Source organism: Pseudoalteromonas sp. OOF1S-7 (genome assembly GCF_022347765.1).
Taxonomy (GTDB): Bacteria; Pseudomonadota; Gammaproteobacteria; order Enterobacterales; family Alteromonadaceae; genus Pseudoalteromonas.
Genome location: NZ_JAKRFZ010000011.1, coordinates 57,135 through 74,244, shown reverse-complemented (window position 1 = coordinate 74,244; position 17,110 = coordinate 57,135). Strand labels below are relative to the sequence as shown.

11 protein-coding genes are annotated in these 17,110 nt (G+C 49.2%); 3 read left to right on the top strand and 8 right to left on the bottom strand.

Annotated features, from left to right (window positions below; translation table 11 throughout):
- Position 1 precedes the first annotated feature (1 nt).
- Positions 2 to 1,519, top strand: a complete 1,518-nt coding sequence (locus MHN33_RS15935; RefSeq protein WP_239399219.1) for a DNA polymerase Y family protein — start codon at positions 2 to 4, stop codon at positions 1,517 to 1,519.
- A gap of 62 nt (positions 1,520 to 1,581) precedes the next feature.
- On the top strand, positions 1,582 to 4,695 hold the full coding sequence (locus MHN33_RS15930; protein WP_239399389.1) for an error-prone DNA polymerase: 3,114 nt from the start codon (positions 1,582 to 1,584) through the stop codon (positions 4,693 to 4,695).
- 483 nt (positions 4,696 to 5,178) lie between these two features.
- On the opposite strand, the gene MHN33_RS15925 is transcribed toward MHN33_RS15930, so the two are convergent.
- Positions 5,179 to 7,191, bottom strand: a complete 2,013-nt coding sequence (locus MHN33_RS15925) for a methyl-accepting chemotaxis protein (RefSeq protein ID WP_239399217.1) — start codon at positions 7,189 to 7,191, stop codon at positions 5,179 to 5,181.
- A gap of 207 nt (positions 7,192 to 7,398) precedes the next feature.
- Positions 7,399 to 9,060, bottom strand: a complete 1,662-nt coding sequence (locus MHN33_RS15920) for a HAMP domain-containing methyl-accepting chemotaxis protein (protein ID WP_239399215.1) — start codon at positions 9,058 to 9,060, stop codon at positions 7,399 to 7,401.
- A 491-nt stretch (positions 9,061 to 9,551) separates the two neighbouring features.
- On the opposite strand from MHN33_RS15920, the gene MHN33_RS15915 reads away from it, so the two are divergent.
- A complete protein-coding gene (locus tag MHN33_RS15915; RefSeq protein ID WP_125719946.1) occupies positions 9,552 to 10,019 on the top strand; it encodes a hotdog fold domain-containing protein in 468 nt (155 codons plus the stop codon).
- Positions 10,020 to 10,068: 49 nt separating this feature from the next.
- On the opposite strand, the gene MHN33_RS15910 is transcribed toward MHN33_RS15915, so the two are convergent.
- From MHN33_RS15910 to MHN33_RS15885, 6 genes are all read right to left on the bottom strand, one after another.
- Entirely contained in the window at positions 10,069 to 10,671 is a 603-nt protein-coding gene (locus tag MHN33_RS15910) for an outer membrane beta-barrel protein (protein ID WP_239399213.1), read from the bottom strand.
- A gap of 329 nt (positions 10,672 to 11,000) precedes the next feature.
- A complete protein-coding gene (locus MHN33_RS15905; RefSeq protein ID WP_239399211.1) occupies positions 11,001 to 11,375 on the bottom strand; it encodes a polymer-forming cytoskeletal protein in 375 nt (124 codons plus the stop codon).
- Positions 11,365 to 12,471 (bottom strand): M23 family metallopeptidase, encoded by a 1,107-nt coding sequence (locus tag MHN33_RS15900; protein WP_239399210.1) that lies wholly within the window; start codon positions 12,469 to 12,471, stop codon positions 11,365 to 11,367. The genes MHN33_RS15905 and MHN33_RS15900 overlap by 11 nt, the downstream gene beginning before the upstream one ends.
- Positions 12,472 to 12,639: 168 nt before the next feature.
- The gene (gene fahA / locus MHN33_RS15895; protein ID WP_239399208.1) at positions 12,640 to 13,953 is read right to left on the bottom strand and encodes a fumarylacetoacetase; all 1,314 of its coding nucleotides are present in this window, start codon (positions 13,951 to 13,953) and stop codon (positions 12,640 to 12,642) included.
- A gap of 156 nt (positions 13,954 to 14,109) precedes the next feature.
- The gene (hppD, locus tag MHN33_RS15890; RefSeq protein WP_239399206.1) at positions 14,110 to 15,156 is read right to left on the bottom strand and encodes a 4-hydroxyphenylpyruvate dioxygenase; all 1,047 of its coding nucleotides are present in this window, start codon (positions 15,154 to 15,156) and stop codon (positions 14,110 to 14,112) included.
- 429 nt (positions 15,157 to 15,585) lie between these two features.
- Entirely contained in the window at positions 15,586 to 17,022 is a 1,437-nt protein-coding gene (locus MHN33_RS15885; protein ID WP_239399204.1) for a peptide MFS transporter, read from the bottom strand.
- Between the last annotated feature and the right edge of the window lie 88 nt (positions 17,023 to 17,110).

Genomic DNA, 17,110 nt, shown 5'->3' with positions numbered 1-17,110 from the left:
AGTGACTTTGTGGTTGTATTTACACTTTCCAGCCATTCAGCTCGATAAACTGAAAATGGCAGCACAGGCACAAACCCCCGATGGAGCGCAATCTGACGATGCTCTCGCCGCGTTGTCCCGGCCCTGTGTTATTGTCGGAGGCCATGACAACAGAGTGATGCAGCTGGATCAGGCTGCCGCGCAGTTGGGCATTGCGGCGGGAATGGGGCTGGCAGGGGCCGCTGCACGTAGCCGCGAGTTGCTTGTACACCCCTATGATGAAGCCGGTGAAAAGCGGACGATACGTGAAATTGCACAGTGGCTGTATTTGATCACCGCAGACATTGCTTTGTTTGCCCCTCAGGGACTGTTGCTGAAAGTCAGCGGTATGCTGGCCATGTACCGGGATTTGTCTCATTACCTGAGCACACTGCGTTCACATCTGGATACCCAGTCATTCAGCTATCGCTTTGCCTGTGGTTATTCCCCGGAGGCGGCGCGGCTGCTGGCAGAACACCATGGTGAATTAGTGAGCCAGGATCCCGAAGTGCTGGAAAGCGCCTTATACGGCCTGCCTTTAACGGCGCTGTCGCTGCCAGCCAAACAGCTTGAGCGGTTACGTCGGGTTGGGCTTAAAACGGTGGCAGATCTGTTTACTTTGCCTTTAGTGGAGCTGGGTAAGCGCTTTGACTGCGAGCTGGTGCAGTATGTGTCCAGGTTGCGCGGCAAGGTACCTCACCCGGTGACTTTCTATCAGAGCGAGCCGGAGTTTGAGCGCCACCTGCCTTTGTTATACGACATAGAAAACCTGGACTGGCTGAACAAGCCTTTGCTCAAACTCCTGGTGCAGCAGGAGCAATTTCTGCGCTTGCGCAATCGTCATGCGACACAATTGACGCTGACCTTGCATCAGCGGGATGCCGAGCCGCTGGTGTTAAACATTGGCCGTGGAGAAGGCACAGACAGGGCCGACCTCTGGCTGACCTTGTGCTACCTCAAACTGAGCAAAGTGACACTCAGTGGCCCAGTGCAGGCGATAGGGCTGAAAGTGGCCCAAATGTGTCAACCCGATGAACTGATGACAGACTTATTCGCCGAGCGACGAGGTACTATGACGCCTGCCGGTCTGGTTGCGGTACTGCAGGCCAGGTTAGGAGAGCAGGCTGTACAGGGCGTGAAAGCCTGTGATGATCTGCGTCCTGAGCGGGCCAGTGCATATTGCACACCACTGAGTGGGTCGGGGACACCCTTGTCGGGGACACCTTTGTCGGGGACACCTTTGTCGGGGACACCTTTGTCGGATGATAGGATGGCATCGTCTGCCATACGCTATCTTCGGCCTGCCTTTTTGCTGCCAACTATTCAGCCCTTACAACACAAAGTGACAGTGCACCTGGGGCCTGAGCGGATCTGCACTGGCTGGTGGGATGCCCATGAGGTTGAGCGCGACTATTTTGTTGCACAGGATCTACAGGGGCGCTGGTTATGGGTATTCAGAGACCGCCAGCAGCGCTGGTTTTGTCATGGGATTTTTAGCTGATGGCAGTGCATAAGTCGCCCATGTTTACACTGCCGGCTGCGTACTCAGAGGCAGAACAATCAATGAGTCAGGGCAAAGGTGAGCCGCCGGGTGACACTCAAATACCGGGTTATGCGGAGCTGTTTTGTCAGACCAACTTCTCGTTTTTGCAAGGGGCATCCCGGCCGGAAGAGCTGGTGCGACAGGCCGACTTCCTCGCTTACACTGCGCTGGCGATCACCGATGAGTGTTCGCTGGCGGGTGTGGTCCGGGCGCATACGCTGATCAAAAATCAGCAGCTGGATTTACAATTGATAGTAGGCAGCCTGATGCGCTTTGAGACCCTCGAAGTGGTGTTACTCTGCCCGGATAAAGCCGCCTACAGTGAATTATGCCGGGTGATCACCAATGCCCGGCGGCGGGCTGAAAAAGGCCATTATCAATTAGCTGAGTGGGACTTGCTGTCATTGCGCCATTGCCTGCTCATCTGGTTACCTCAAGGCTGCGAGCAGGATGCGCAGTGGGGCGCCTGGTTGGTACGTCATCATAAGGGCCGCAGCTGGGTGGGTATACAGCGTCATCTGGTGAATCAGGAACAGCGTTTTATCGCGCGCTGCGAAGCGCTGGCTGCCCGTTATCAGTTGCCTGTTACCGCCTGTGGCGGGGTGCTAATGCATCACTGTGAACGGCTCAGGTTGCAGCATACGCTGACGGCGATTCGGCTTAATCAGCCGATTGAGCAGGTTAAAGGGGAATTGCTTGCAAACGCTGAGCGAGCCCTGCGCAGCCGCGACAAGCTCAGCAAGTTGTTTAAGGCCCCCTGGCTGGCAGAATCTTTACGCATTGCCAGGCGCTGTACGTTTGATCTTGACTCACTGCGTTATCAGTATCCGGCAGAGCTGGTTCCTGAAGGGAAAACCGCGATGCAGCATTTGCGCGCCCTGGTGCAGGCGGGGCAGCGGCGGCGTTTCCCCCAGGGGGTGCCCGTTGAGATTGCACAGGTTATAGACAAAGAGCTGGCACTGATAGAAGAGTTAGACTATCCCTATTTTTTCCTCACCATTCATGATTTAGTGTGTTTTGCACGCAGTAAAGGGATTTTGTATCAGGGACGGGGCTCAGCGGCCAATTCAGTGGTGTGTTACTGTCTGGAGATCACTGCGGTGGACCCTCGTCAGGTGTCTGTGCTGTTCGAGCGCTTTATCAGTAAAGAGCGCAATGAGCCGCCGGATATAGATGTCGATTTTGAACATGAGCGCCGTGAAGAGGTGATCCAGTACATCTATCACAAGTATGGCCGTAAACGTGCCGCACTGGCTGCAACGGTCATCAGCTATCGCTTTAAAAGTGCAATCAGGGATGTGGGTAAAGCTCTGGGAATTGAGGTCACTCAGCTGGATTACTTTATTCGCAATGTGAATCGCCGTGATCGGGGGCAAAACTGGCAAACTCAGCTGGCAGAGCTTGGCCTGCAGAGCGAGTCGCACAAAGGTCAGCAGTTTATTTCCCTGGTTGAAGACATCATGGGCTTTCCCCGCCACCTCTCTCAGCATGTGGGGGGCTTTGTGATCTCCGCAGGCCCGTTGCATGATCTGGTTCCTGTCGAAAATGCAGCCATGTCGGAACGTACGGTGATCCAGTGGGATAAGGATGACCTGGAAAGTCTCAGGTTACTCAAAGTGGATGTGCTGGCACTGGGCATGCTGAGTGCCATTCGTAAAGCGTTTGCACTGATAGCGCAGCACACATCAAGACAGCTGGATCTGGCCGAGTTAACCCGCATGGGGGACGATCCTCAGGTATATAACATGCTTCAGCGCGCAGATACGGTGGGGGTATTTCAGATAGAATCCCGGGCACAAATGAGTATGTTACCGCGGTTAAAACCGGCGTGTTATTACGACTTAGTGATCCAAATTGCCATTGTCAGGCCGGGGCCCATTCAGGGGGATATGGTACATCCCTTTCTAAAACGTCGTAATGGTGAGGAAGCCATTACTTACCCTTCCGAGGAGGTGAAGTCGGTTTTATCACGTACTATGGGGGTGCCTATCTTCCAGGAGCAGGTGATTAAACTGGCGATGGTCGCGGCTGGCTTTTCCGGCGGGGAGGCGGATCAGCTGCGCCGGGCCATGGCGTCATGGAAAAAAAGCGGCGAGCTGATGCAGTTTAAAGAAAAGTTGATCAACGGCATGCAACAACGGGGCTATGAGGTGTGCTTTGCCGAGCGTATTTTTGAGCAGATCTGTGGCTTTGGTGAATATGGATTCCCGGAGAGTCACTCAGCGTCCTTCGCTGTGCTGGCTTATGCATCAGCCTGGCTAAAATACTACTATCCGGCTATGTTTTATACCGCTTTACTTAACAGCCTGCCAATGGGGTTTTACAGCGCCTCTCAACTGCTCCAGGATGCCAGGCGCCATCAGATAGAGGTGCTGCCGGTGTGTGTCAATGCCTCTGAGTACGATCATCATATTTGTCAGCAGCACGACAAGTTTGCGATCCGCCTGGGTCTGCGCCTAGTCAAAGGGTTACATCGTAACAGCGCAGAGCAGCTACTGGCTGCCCGGCCAGACACCGGTTTTTCCGATATGTCAGCGTTACAGCGTCTCGGACTACCCGCTAATACATTGGAAAGCCTGGCATCGGCCAGTGCACTTAAAACGTTGCAGGGTGATCGCTATGCCGCGCGCTGGGCGCTGATGGATAAGGAACACACCTTACCTTTGTTTGCCGGGCATTCAGTAGCGGAGTCTACCTCTTGTGTTTTCCAGCCGGATGACATGGACGACCTGGTGGAAGACTATGCTGCGCTGGGTCTTACTCTGGGTCAACATCCGGTCACCCTGCTCGACAAGGCAGGTAAACTGGGGCGTTTTACGCGCATGGCGCAGCTCAGTGCCTGTCGGCATAAATCTCTGGTGACGGTGGTGGGCATTGTGACTGGCAAACAGGCTCCGGGGACTGCCGGGGGGGTGACCTTTTTTACGCTGGAAGATGATACGGGCAATATCAATGTGGTGGTATGGGCGGGTACCGCACGGGCTCAAAAGCAGGCTTATCTCAGTGCCAGGCTATTGGAAGTAAAAGGGATTGTCGAAAAAGAAGGGGAGGTTATTCACATCATCGCAGGCAGGCTGATTGATCGCAGTGAGATATTGGGGACGTTCTGCAGTAAATCCCGGGATTTCCATTGAACGGGAAATGAATGTAATACCAATTTGCTTAATTAAGCGTTCTATTTTGAGGCGAGAAAATAGGGTCGATAGCACTGCTCACGCGTCCTGCTATCGCTGAGGCGCCTACGTCCATGTGGGCGAGGCAAAAATTTGTGAACCTATGTCTAAGGTATAAAGTTCTAAATGAGAAATGCTTAACGCTGTTAGCGTCATATTTGCTCCGTCAAATTGAACAGGTATTTAGTGAAATTGGTATAAAGCGCATGCAGAAGAGAAGATCAGTAAAAGACTGCTCAAAGTTATTATATGATGCATGTATTATCCTTATTATTTATCAACTTGCATGAGTAAGGCTGGCGTGTATTTCTCGACAGGTGTGCCGGGAAAAAGGAGAGGCAGTGTATCACTATGGAGACTAAAATTAAGATTCATTTCACTAACAGGCGCTGTCCAGAGCGCCTGTTAATGATACATTCCGGACCAATCTATGGGTGCGGGTATTTAAGATCTGAGTCTGAACTTACGTACTAACTGGGCCAGCTGCTCAGCCTGTTTATTGAGCTCTTGTGCTGACAAAGCGGCAACCTGAGTATCCTGTAAGGAGCTCTGGCTGGATTGCTCTATTTTAGAAATGTCCTGAGCCATTTCACCGGCAACCACAGATTGTTCCTCCGTTGCTGTGGCGATTGACTGGATCATGGCGGCAATTTCAGATGCACCGCGTACAATGTCATCCAGCTGGGCGCCCGCAGCCTCTGCCATAGACACACTTTGATCAACCTGAGATACGCTGTTTTGCATCGAGCTGACGGCATGTTCGGTCTGAGACTGGATTGACTGTACCGTTGAGACCACTTCCTCGGTGGCTTTTGAGGTGCGTTCCGCCAGTGTTCTGACCTCATCGGCAACCACTGCAAAACCACGTCCCTGCTCACCGGCTCGGGCAGCTTCAATGGCGGCATTTAATGCAAGCAGGTTAGTCTGCTCGGCAATACTGCCAATGACGCCAATCACGTTACCAATCTGGCTACTCAGCTCACCCAAATGGGTCACGTTTTCAGCGGTTTTCTGTACATTCTGCGAGGCTGTTTTAATCTTGCTGACGGTCTGTCCAACGGTGTCTCCCCCCCCAGACGCCAGTGTACGGGCCTGATCGGCATGGCTCGCAGCAACCTGGCTTTGCGACGCTACCTCAGAGACCGTGGCGCTCATTTCCTCAATGGCCGTGGCAACCTGGGTTGACTGATCGGCCGACGAACGGCTACGCGAGGCAATCTGATCATTGGCCTCAGCGATATCGTGGCTTGAAGTGCGAACATCGTCCACCACTTTGGCAATGGCGTGTAGCAGCTCGTTCAACGAGCGGGCCATTTTATTGGTGGCTTCGGCTAGTCCGTCAATTTCATCCTGTCCTTTATGGTCAATATCTCTGTCAGAGATATCACCCGCGCTGATCCGTTCCGCAACACCGAGTACCTGATTCAGTCGAGATACGATCGAATTGCTGATCAGATAGGCAATCACCATGCCCAGGATAGCTGCAATCAGGGTTATCACAATAATCACAATCGAGGTCGAGTTAAGCCCTTCGACTAACAGCTCAAGCGCACCGGTGGCATCATCGATTTCTTCTCTGGCAGACACATCCAGGATTTTTGCCACATCCTGGATATGTCTCCTGTCCAGTTCACTGAGAGTTGCAGTTGCCTGTTTAAATGCAGTTGGATCGTAGCTGGTAAATACCGCGCTCGCTTCATCACGAATGATTTTGTATAAGCGTTTGATAGTGGCGATGTCTTGTAGTTCGTTAGGCTTTTGTTCCAGTGGAATGAGAAGGTTTAAGTACTCTTCAAAACTGTTTGCATCATCGTTAAAGTCTGCCTGAGCGTTGGCATTGCCCGTTGTGTGCGAGATCACCGCAGCAATCATGTCTCCGGCTTCATCGACTAATTCCAAGTAATAACGAACGCCCGGTAGATCATCATTGAGCGATTCCTGTAAGTCGGTTGATTGCATGGCGTCGTTAAACTCTTGTTCCTTTAATTTATCGAGTAGCGTTTCCAGTTGCTCTCCGGTCGTCGCCTCCAGACGGTCAACCCGGGATTTGACACGCTGATATGCGCTGGGATCATAGCGACCAAAGACATCCTGATTCACTCGCTGGTGGTAAGTGGAAATGCTTTTCAGAATATGGGCCATTTTTTCGCGGTCGGCCTGTTTAGCCGATTCATAACGATATAATTCTGTGTGCACTTCCTTATATCTACGAAACACCTCATTGAACACGGCCTTTTTACTGGCGTCGCCATTCATATATTCGAGCGCGGCACTTTTGAGCTGATGCTCAGTGTCTAGCAACCGGCTGTAGAGGATCATGCCGGGCAAGTCATCACCAGTGACCTCCTGTGCACGGGCGGTTTCCGTCGAGACTTTGAACCAAACTAAAGTACTGGACATCACCATGAGTAAAATCAGCACACCAAAGGCTGAGTATAGCTTATTACTGAGTTTCATAGGGTCACCAAGTTCGCAATAGGCGTCATCCATGGCATACTTTTCATTGTGTTATCGTTCATAATTAAAGTCGTTAATTACGAAAACAGGCAAGTTTTATCTGGAAGCTGAGCACACTGAACAAGCACTGCATCCATATTACCGGACTGATCCTATCAATCATTTCGGCCCGGTAATGAGTGAACTGCACGAGGTCATGCAGGTCGTTTATGTCCTTAATCTGAACTTGCTGACCAGGCAGGCAAGTTCCTCAGCTTGTTGGTTCAGCCCCTGAGCGGATAGCGCCGCGACCTGAGTATCCTGTAAAGAATGCTGACTGGACTGCTCAATCTTTGAAATGTCTCTGGCCATCTCACCGGCAACCACGGATTGCTCTTCTGTGGCAGTGGCGATTGACTGGATCATAGTGGCGATGTCCGTGGCGCCGCGCACAATATCATCCAATTGCATGCCAGCAGCTTCGGCCATCGAGACGCTTTGGTCAACCAGGGCTACACTATGTTGCATGGAACTAACCGCATGATCTGTCTGTGACTGAATGGATTGCACGGTGGAAACGACTTCCTCGGTTGCCTGAGATGTTCGTTCGGCCAGGGTTCTGACTTCATCCGCAACGACTGCGAAGCCACGGCCTTGTTCACCGGCCCGGGCTGCTTCAATCGCAGCATTGAGCGCCAACAGGTTGGTTTGCTCTGCAATGCTGCTAATCACTCCGATCACGTTACCAATCTGGCTACTGAGTTCGCCCAGATGTGTGACATTTTCTGAGGTTTTCTGCACATTTTGCGACGCAGTTTTGATTTTACTAACGGTTTGTCCGACGGTATCTCCTCCGCCAGAGGCCAGTGTGCGTGCTTGTTCGGCATGACTTGCTGCGACCTGACTTTGAGCTGCGACTTCAGTGACTGTTGCACTCATTTCTTCAATGGCCGTGGCGACCTGAGTCGACTGCTCGGCGGATGAACGATTGCGTGAGGCAATCTGCTCGTTCGCTTCAGCGATATCCTGACTGGATGTTGCTACATCACCGACTACCTGAGTGATAGAATGCAGCAATTCGTTCAATGAGTGGGCCATTTTATTGGTTGCTTCCGCCAGTCCGTCAATTTCATCCTGTCCCTGGTGCACAATATCTTGCTCAGAGATATCACCGGCGCCGATCCGTTCTGCAACACTGAGCACCTGGTTGAGGCGAAACACGATTGAGCGGCTAATCAAAAACGCGATGATGAGGCTCAGTATCGCGGCAACCAAAGTGATTGCTATGATGGTCATGGAAGTCGCGCTCAGGCCTTCAACCAATTGCGCCACTGTACTGGTTGCATCATCAATTTCTTCTTGTGCAGAAACTTCAAGAATTTTAGCAATATCTTGTATGTGTTTTTTATCTAAAGCCCGGAGCGTTTTACTGGCTTGCTGAAAAGCATCTGAGCTGCTTAAAGCCACGGATGTTTCACCCTGAAGCGTCTGAACGGCAACCGGACGGTAGCGCGCAAAGACGTCCTGATTGACTCGTTGGTGGTAGGAAGAAATATTCCGCAGGATATGTGCCATTTTCTCACGATCGGATTGTTTGGCTGATTCATAATGGTAAAGCTCGGTGTGGACGGCTTTAAACTTTTCAAATGTGGTGTTAAATGTCGCTTTTTTACTTGCATCACCATTCATATATTCGAGCGCAGCGCTTTTGAGCTGGTGCTGAGTATCCAGTAAGCGGTTGTAGAGTATCATCCCGGGCAGATCGTCACCGGTTACTTCTTGTGCACGGGCGGTTTCTGTGGATATTTTAAACCATACTAGTGTGCTGGATATGATCATTAGCATGATTAATACGCCAAAGGATAAATAGAGTTTTTTACTGAGTCTCATAGAAATTCCTGAGTAAAGCGTGAGTAGGTAAGTTATTGATTTATTTAAATAGGAATAATAATTATTGAGATTGTATCGTTCCAAAAAATAATCAGAAAAAAGCCGGTGTGAAGCATTAAGTTCGCTGTGGCATATCGGTATACCACAGCGAACTTATGGATTTTCAAAAAATCATCTCATTAGCTGTTTAATTAATTCTAATGTTTTTTATTTTAATAGTGAAGTGCTGGAATTTTTACTATTTAAATATAAATTTGTTATGATTTATTTAATATGATTAAAATCATATTTTAAGTGAGTGAGTTACCTAATTTTATATCCTTCCTATTCTTTATAGCTTGGATAAGCAGCCCGGAGAACGGTAATTGAATATGTAGCAACAGTGCCAAGTCAGTTGTGATCCTTGACTATAAAACTCTGTAGGTATGATTGGCTCAACTGGTCAGATGTGTTAGTGTGGGGTGTTTTCTACAATCAACAGGTTAAGCGTTATGGCAACACCCTTATTAAAAACCTATAAGAAGTTTAAATGGTTGCCCTTTGGCAACTGGCTATTCAGCAAGGCGGTCTGTAAAAGGGCACCTTATTTTGGCACGATCAAGCCTAAGATCACCCATCTAAGTGAAGGCCGTATTACGGCTCAGATGCCTAATCGAAAGGCAGTCCACAATCACATTGGGACAGTGCATGCAATTGCTCAGTGTAACCTTGCAGAATTATGCGCAGGGGTGGTGACCGATGCCAGTATTCCATCGAAAACACATCGCTGGATCCCGAAAGGGATGACAGTGCAATACCTGAAAAAAGCCGATACCGACTTACGTGCAGAGGCGACGATTCCACTCCCGCGCCAGTGGCAGGATAAAGAAGAACTGATAGTGCCGGTTGAGGTGTTCAACAGTGATGGGGTGAAGGTATTTCATGCCGATGTCACTATGTATATTTCAGCGAAGAAGTGACATATAAAAAGGCCCAGCTAATGTGGGCCTGTCTTACAGCGAAGTAGCATTAAAAGCTGTAGCGGTATTTAACTTCCGTTTGCGTGTATTCCACACCATTGGTGTATTCCAGCACGACAGCGGAGCGCTGCGTAAAGCCAAAGCGCAGACCGATATTAATAAAAATACCATTTTCATCATCTCTGGAGTTGTCCAGTAACTCATAACCTGCCTGAGCATAGGTGCTAATGCGCTTGGAAAAGGCGTATTCGTACTCACCGTACAGGCGACGCGTATCTATTGTTGAGTTAGCATTCTTCGTTGAAACTTCAAACTCACCAATCTGAGCGCCCACCGCCAGACGACCATTGTCTGTCGCGCGCAGAATGTAGCCCAGATTAAAGGTGGTTTCATCAACGTCGTAATCATCATCGAACAGGTCGTCGAGCACATTCAGGCTGTCTGAGTGTTGATCGATTTTGAGGCCCATGAAGATGCCATTAGCAAATTCATAGCTGCCTGCAATAATGAACCCCTGGGGATCTACAGAGTTTGGTGTACCTTCCAGACTGGTTTCTCCATACCCTATTTCAAGGTAGCTTTTGCTCAGCTCAGCCGCCTGAGCGCCCAGAGATGCGGTAGCCAGCATTAGTCCTATTACTACTTTATTCACTTTATATCCTTTTAATCGTTTTAGTGTCGTATTGATACCAGTTTCACTTAATACCTGTTCAATTTGAAGGAGCAAATATGACGCTAACGGTGTTAAAAATTTCTCACTTAGAGCGACTAAACATCAAAATTTTTGCCTGGTTATCGACCAGATTTTCTCGCCTCAAAATAGAACACTTAATTAAGCAAATTGGTATGAAACGAGCCGTATTAGCTCGTTCTAATGAAATAATATGCGTGAAATGTATCACTATTAGATACATAAGTGAAAGGCTAACTCTATGTTTTTATGTTAATAAGTGTTACCCAAGAGGGATTGTTTCGGATAGTTCAGCCTTCGCTGGCTTTATCCAGTGGTGTGACATTAGAAGGTTCCGCGCGGTGGTTCAGCTGGCCCTGAATGTGTGCACCGGCCTGAATACTCAGCGTATCGTGTTCGATATCACCAGTCACTCTGGCGCTGGGCTCCAGCGTAACGCTGTCGGCGCTGATCGCACCCTGGACTTGTCCTCGTACCTGGACCTGCGTGGCGGTAATATTGCCTTCCACCAGCCCAGATTCACCAATGATAAGCTGAGCAACATTGAGGTCTCCGATCACTTTACCGTCGATCTGAATTTCACCATCGCACTGGATATTGCCTGTGATTTCGGTGTCGGGAGAAATAAGTGAGAAAGGAACTGCGTTTTTCTTTTTATTGAACACGTTTGAGCACTCTTGCCAGTTTTACAGGATTTATATGCTTTTTATCCTGTAACACCTCATAATGCAAGTGTGTACTGGTACTACGACCTGTGCTGCCCATCAGTGCAATCACGTCAGATTGCTTTACTGTCTGGCCTTTTTTCACTTTGATGGTGTGCAAATGACCATAACGCGTGACGATACCGTTCGCATGTTTAATTTCAACAAACTTACCGTATCCGCCATTTTTACCGGCTCTACTGACCACGCCATCTGCCGGTGCAATGATCTGGGTCTTATGCCAGCCCGCCATATCGACCCCTTTGTGGTAGGCACGGCGACCTGTGATTGGGTCTTTGCGAAAGCCAAACGCGCTGGAAATATAATATTTGTCGTGCGCGACGGGCATCATTTTGGGCGTGGAGTGTAATAAGTTCTCTAATTGATTGAGTTGTACAGAGTCATCGATAAGCTGGGTGTAGTGTGCATTCAACAGCGTTGCATCAACCTGATGATAAGGACCACCCTGTGCGGAATTATTGTCGGTACTCAAAGAGAGACCTGCTTCATTAAACCCGGCCATTAATTGGTTGTGGCGCGCCGAAATAATCGTTTGCAATGTCTCAAGCAACGCGGCCTGCGCATCGTCCAGCTCAGTGCTGTGCGCCTCAAACTCATGGCTGTCATTGATGTCACCAGCGGCAGGTTGCACATCACTGGGCTGTTGGCTTTCAGGCAAAGACACCGCTGCGTCTGCCTGCTCTGTAATGGATGTCGGCAGGGCGCTGACAATTTCACTGAGTACTGTGTGTTGTTCGTTCAAAGTGGCAAGCTGAGTCTGCTGCTGTGACAGACGCTCTGCCAGCTGTTGTTTTTCTTGTGCCCAGGCTTGTTGTTGTGTCTGAAGCTGAGATTGCAGCGCGCTGACGGTGTCTTGTTGCTTAAAAAACGCTGATGTACTGATAACTAACCAGGTAAGAGCACTACAAACCAGCACTAGCGCAATAAATTGCAACCAGCCAGGCACAACCATCAGACTAACCTGGCCATTCTGGCGCAGCATTAGCTGTTTAGGTTGAAATAATGATGTGATCAGGCGTTTGATATAGCGAAACATAACACGTAAAAATTAAAAATAACGACTCACTTTAACAATTTTTATGCAAAAAGCCAGTATTTACTTACAAAAAAAAGGTGTACTTAAGCACACCTTTGTTTTGTATAGAAAAGCTTTTGCGAGGTAACGCAACGCGTATTCTCGCAAGAACGAGTTTTTCGCTTGCGATTACTTAGCCGGCAGGATAGTGCCTTCGACTGAACCGAAACCGATACGAGCAAAGCCATTGGCTTCACACCAGCCGCGCATAATGACCTTGTCGCCATCTTCCAGGAACTTACGCTCTTCGCCATTGTTCAGAGTGATGGTCTCTTTGCCACCACGCGATAGCTCTAACAGTGAGCCCGCTTCTTCGTGCTCTGGACCAGACTGTGTACCTGAACCCAGCATATCGCCCGGCAGGAAGTTACAGCCGTTTACGGTGTGGTGAGTCACCATTTGTGCTACTGTCCAGTAGCTGTGCTTAAAGCTTGATTCTGACAGCTTGCTAGGCGCAGCATTGGCTTCGCGCATTTTCTCTGTTTCAAGTAGTACGTCCATCTGGATATCAAACGCACCCGATTCACGGTTTTGTGCAGACTCCAGGTAGTCAAGAGGCTGAGGATCTTGCTCATCACGGTGCCAGTTGGTGCGATACGGCGCCAGGGCTTCAGTGGTGACAATCCAGGGTGATACCGTTGAGGCAAAGTTTTTCGCCAGGAACGGGCCTAACGGCTGATATTCCCAGGCTTGCAGATCACGGGCAGACCAGTCGTTGAACAGACAGAAACCAAAGACATGGCTTTCGGCATCTTCAATCGAGATTGAATCACCCAGTTCATTGCCTTTACCCAGGTAGATGCCCAGCTCCAGCTCGTAGTCCAGGCGCTTACAAGGACCGAAAGACGGTGCATCTGCATCAGGTGCTTTCGTCTGACCTTTCGGGCGAGGGAAGCTCTGACCAGACACATCAATTGAAGAAGCACGGCCGTGGTAACCGATTGGTACCCACTTGTAGTTAGGCAGCAAAGGGTTGTCCGGGCGGAACAAACTACCTACCGCAGTAGCGTGGTAGATTGACGTGTAGAAATCGGTGTAATCGCCAATGTGACAAGGCAGCGCATATTCAGCGTCATCTTGTGCAACCAATGCCGCCTCTAGGGCGCTCTGCTGCTCTGAGCCTTCACGAAGAGCACGAGACAGTGCCAGACGCAGGGCAGACCAGTAGTTCTGACCCATACCCATAAACTCATTCAGTTTAGGTGCGTTGGCCGCTTCTACTGCGTCCTGTGCTTCGCCACTGAAAATGCCTGCCGCGGCAACCACTGCCAGGTCCAGTACTTGATCGCCAATGGCAACGCCGCCACGGAACTCTTCTGCGCTGTCTTTACGACGGAATGAGGCAAAAGGCAGGTTTTGGATAGGGAAATCGGTGCCAGCCTGGTTGGCGCTGGCAACCCAGCTCTTCAGATTAATGTCGTGCGTTTCGTTGATAAAAGACATGGTCTTTCCTTTTTGCAAGTTTGAGGCTGTTCTCAGATGTGGTGATAGCGTTCTGTTTTTTCAATGCAACATCTGAGTCTCAGACAAATTAAACGGCAAAAGCAGCCACAAGGCATCGCCCCAAGCTGCTTTTAATTTTCTACTCTCAAAGGAGGATTAGATCACGCCGCGGCGTTCCTGATCACGTTCGATAGACTCGAACAGTGCCTGGAAGTTACCTTCACCGAAACCACCGTCGTCAACACGCTGGATCATCTCAATAAAGATAGGGCCAAACAGGTTCTTAGTGAAGATCTGAAGCAGGTAGCAGTCTTCGCTCTGGCTGTCTACCAGGATCTGGTGCTCTTTGATCTTTTCACGGTCTTCTTTAACCCAAGGTACACGGTCAAAGATGGTGTCGTAGTAGTGATCAACAATGTCTAAGGTTGCAATGTTAGTCTGGTCAAGCTTGTCCAGTGATGCAACCAGGTCGTTGGTCAAAAACGCCAGATGCTGTACGCCCGGGCCATTGTATTCGTCCAGATACTCGTCGATCTGATTGTTGTTGTCGTCTTTACCTTCGTTAATTGGAATAGAGAAGGTGCCACACGGAGATTTCAGTGCATATGACAACAGCGCCGTCTTCTGACCTTTGATGTCGAAGTAGCGTACTTCAGTAAAGCCGAATACGTCTTTGTAGAAGTTTGCCCATGTTTCCATGGTGCCTTTGTATACGTTGTTAGTCAGGTGGTCGATACGCAGGAAGCCTTTGTCTTCAACAATCACCTGCTCTTCCAAGTCAACAAAGTCTTGCTCGAAGATTGAACCTTTGTCACCGAATACGTCGATGAAATAGATCAGGCTGTCACCGATGCCGTAGATGGCAGGGTAAGGCAAGTCTTTGTGGGTAGAATCAGTGGCTGGTTTTGCACCGCGCTCAACAGCGATTTCAAACGCTTTTTGCGCGTCTTCTACACGCCAGCCCATTGAGCAGATAGCCGGACCGTGGCTCTTAGCGAACTCAGCAGAGAAACCGCCGCGCTCTTTGTTCAGCAGGAAATGAATGTCATGCTGGTTGTAGTACAGAATGTCTTTGTCTTTGAACTTTTTCAGTTTAGAAAAACCAAAATCGGCAAAAATCTTTTCCATGTAGTCCGCATCTGGTGTTGCGTACTCGGTAAACTCAATGCCAACTAGGCCTAGAGGATTTGTTACTTCACTCATTGTCATACTCCCGCTTAAAAGCACTGGATCGCTATTTGTTTTGTGCTGTGGATGATTAATCAAAATGTGCAAAAGGGGAAGCTATAGGCATCAATTAGCAAGAGTGCAAAATGTAAATTCTGTCGTACAAATTGCCCGGGTTATACGGATTGTGTGAACAGGATAAATTTATCGATTAAAAAATGATTTTTGCTCTATAAAACAGATTGTTTGATAGCGAGACTTTATTGGTGAGTAAGTTTATCTATATGAAAAAAAAGAACTTTAAAGTTCATTGTTGACAGCGATATCACACTGGTGCCAATTTAAAGGCTGGCGCAAATTTTGCTGAATTTCACTTGGGTGTATTAATAAGTTTACAAATGGGTGTCAGAAATGGAAAAGCCACACTAAACTAGTGTGGCTTTTACACGAATCACAAGGCAGAAATTACTGTCTTTCGCCAGAGATCTCTAACTCTTTCTCAAGATAATGTTCCTGAGTGTGTGGCTCATCGCTCGTCCCTTCAGCGCCATGCATCCAGTCAACCAGCTTGTTACTAAGCAGGTACATTGCCAGTGCAGACAGCAACGCGGTTGCTCCCAGACCAATGAAGATGCTCATGGCGTTGTTCATTGCTTCCTGGCCTTCGCCGATGAAAGAGCCAACAAAGCCCGCGATTTTGTTCGCAACTGCTGTACACAGGAACCACAAACCCATTAATAATGAAGCCAGGCGCAGCGGAGCCAGCTTGCTCACCATAGACAGACCAATTGGCGACAGACACAGCTCACCCAGGGTATGGAACAGATAAAACAGCACCAGCCACATCATGCTGATCTGCAGGTTACCGGCATCACTGCCTTCGGTGATCAGCGCCATCATCATCGTCAGGAAACCGAGCGCCAGGAATACTAGCGCGATGGCAAACTTGACTGGAGAATTGGGTTCACGTTTGTCCAGCTTAAGCCAGATCATGGCCACCAGAGGCGCGAAGATAATAATAAAGATAGAGTTCAGAGACTGGAACCAAGAAGCCGGAATTTCAAAACCCATTAGCATGCGATCGGTATAGTCAGCGGCGAACAGGTTCATCAGGCCACCGGCCTGCTCAAAGCCCATCCAGAAGATGATGCTAAATACACTCATGGTGAAAATAACACGGATGCGGTCTTTTTCCTGACTGGTTAGCGGTTCTTTCTTGTTGCTGGCAGATTGCTGCTGAGACAGCTTGGCAGCCGGTACTACACCAATGTCACCCAGATACTTCTGGCTTAACAGTAGTTGCATCACAACAGAGATCACCATACCGATACCCGCCGCGATGAAGCCGGCTTGCCAGTTGATTTGCGCTGCAACGTAACCTGCGATAAGTGGCCCGAGTGCGCCACCTAAGTTGATGCCCATGTAGAAAATCGTGAAGGCACCGTCACGGCGCTTATCACCTTCCTGGTACAAATCACCCACCATAGTTGAAATGTTTGGTTTGAACAGACCGTTACCAGCACATAGTAATGCCAGACCCACATAGAAGACTTGTTCTTCCATACCGGCAACCAGACCATGTGGAATACCCATAGTAAAGTGACCCGCGGCCATCAGGATACCACCAATGATGATGGCTTTTCGTTGACCCAGTACGTTGTCGGCCAACCAACCCCCGATCAAAGGAGTCAGGTATACCGCCATGGTAAAGGTACCGTACAGGCTTAGTGCATCTGCGTTAGTCCAGCCGAAGCCACCATTTTGTACCTGGGCAACCAGATAAAGAACCAAAATTGCACGCATTCCGTAGTAGCCAAAGCGCTCCCACATTTCCGTGCCGAAGAGTAAGAACAGGCCTTTTGGGTGGCCCAGAAACTCACCGCGATTAGGTAATGAATTCATATTATTCCCATTTCAATCAAATGTGTTGTTTTGGCCTTAATATTATCGATACCGGAGGTACTGTTGATGACAGTAATCACCGACATAC

Excerpts from the sequence above, each read along its gene's own strand:
- MHN33_RS15930 (WP_239399389.1), top strand. The coding sequence starts at position 1,582 with ATGAGTCAGGGCAAAGGTGAGCCGCCGGGTGACACTCAAATACCGGGT.
- MHN33_RS15925 (WP_239399217.1), bottom strand. The coding sequence starts at position 7,191 with ATGAAACTCAGTAATAAGCTATACTCAGCCTTTGGTGTGCTGATTTTA.
- MHN33_RS15920 (WP_239399215.1), bottom strand. The coding sequence starts at position 9,060 with ATGAGACTCAGTAAAAAACTCTATTTATCCTTTGGCGTATTAATCATG.
- MHN33_RS15915 (WP_125719946.1), top strand. The coding sequence starts at position 9,552 with ATGGCAACACCCTTATTAAAAACCTATAAGAAGTTTAAATGGTTGCCC.
- MHN33_RS15900 (WP_239399210.1), bottom strand. The coding sequence starts at position 12,471 with ATGTTTCGCTATATCAAACGCCTGATCACATCATTATTTCAACCTAAA.
- fahA (WP_239399208.1), bottom strand. The coding sequence starts at position 13,953 with ATGTCTTTTATCAACGAAACGCACGACATTAATCTGAAGAGCTGGGTT.
- hppD (WP_239399206.1), bottom strand. The coding sequence starts at position 15,156 with ATGAGTGAAGTAACAAATCCTCTAGGCCTAGTTGGCATTGAGTTTACC.
- MHN33_RS15885 (WP_239399204.1), bottom strand. The coding sequence starts at position 17,022 with ATGAATTCATTACCTAATCGCGGTGAGTTTCTGGGCCACCCAAAAGGC.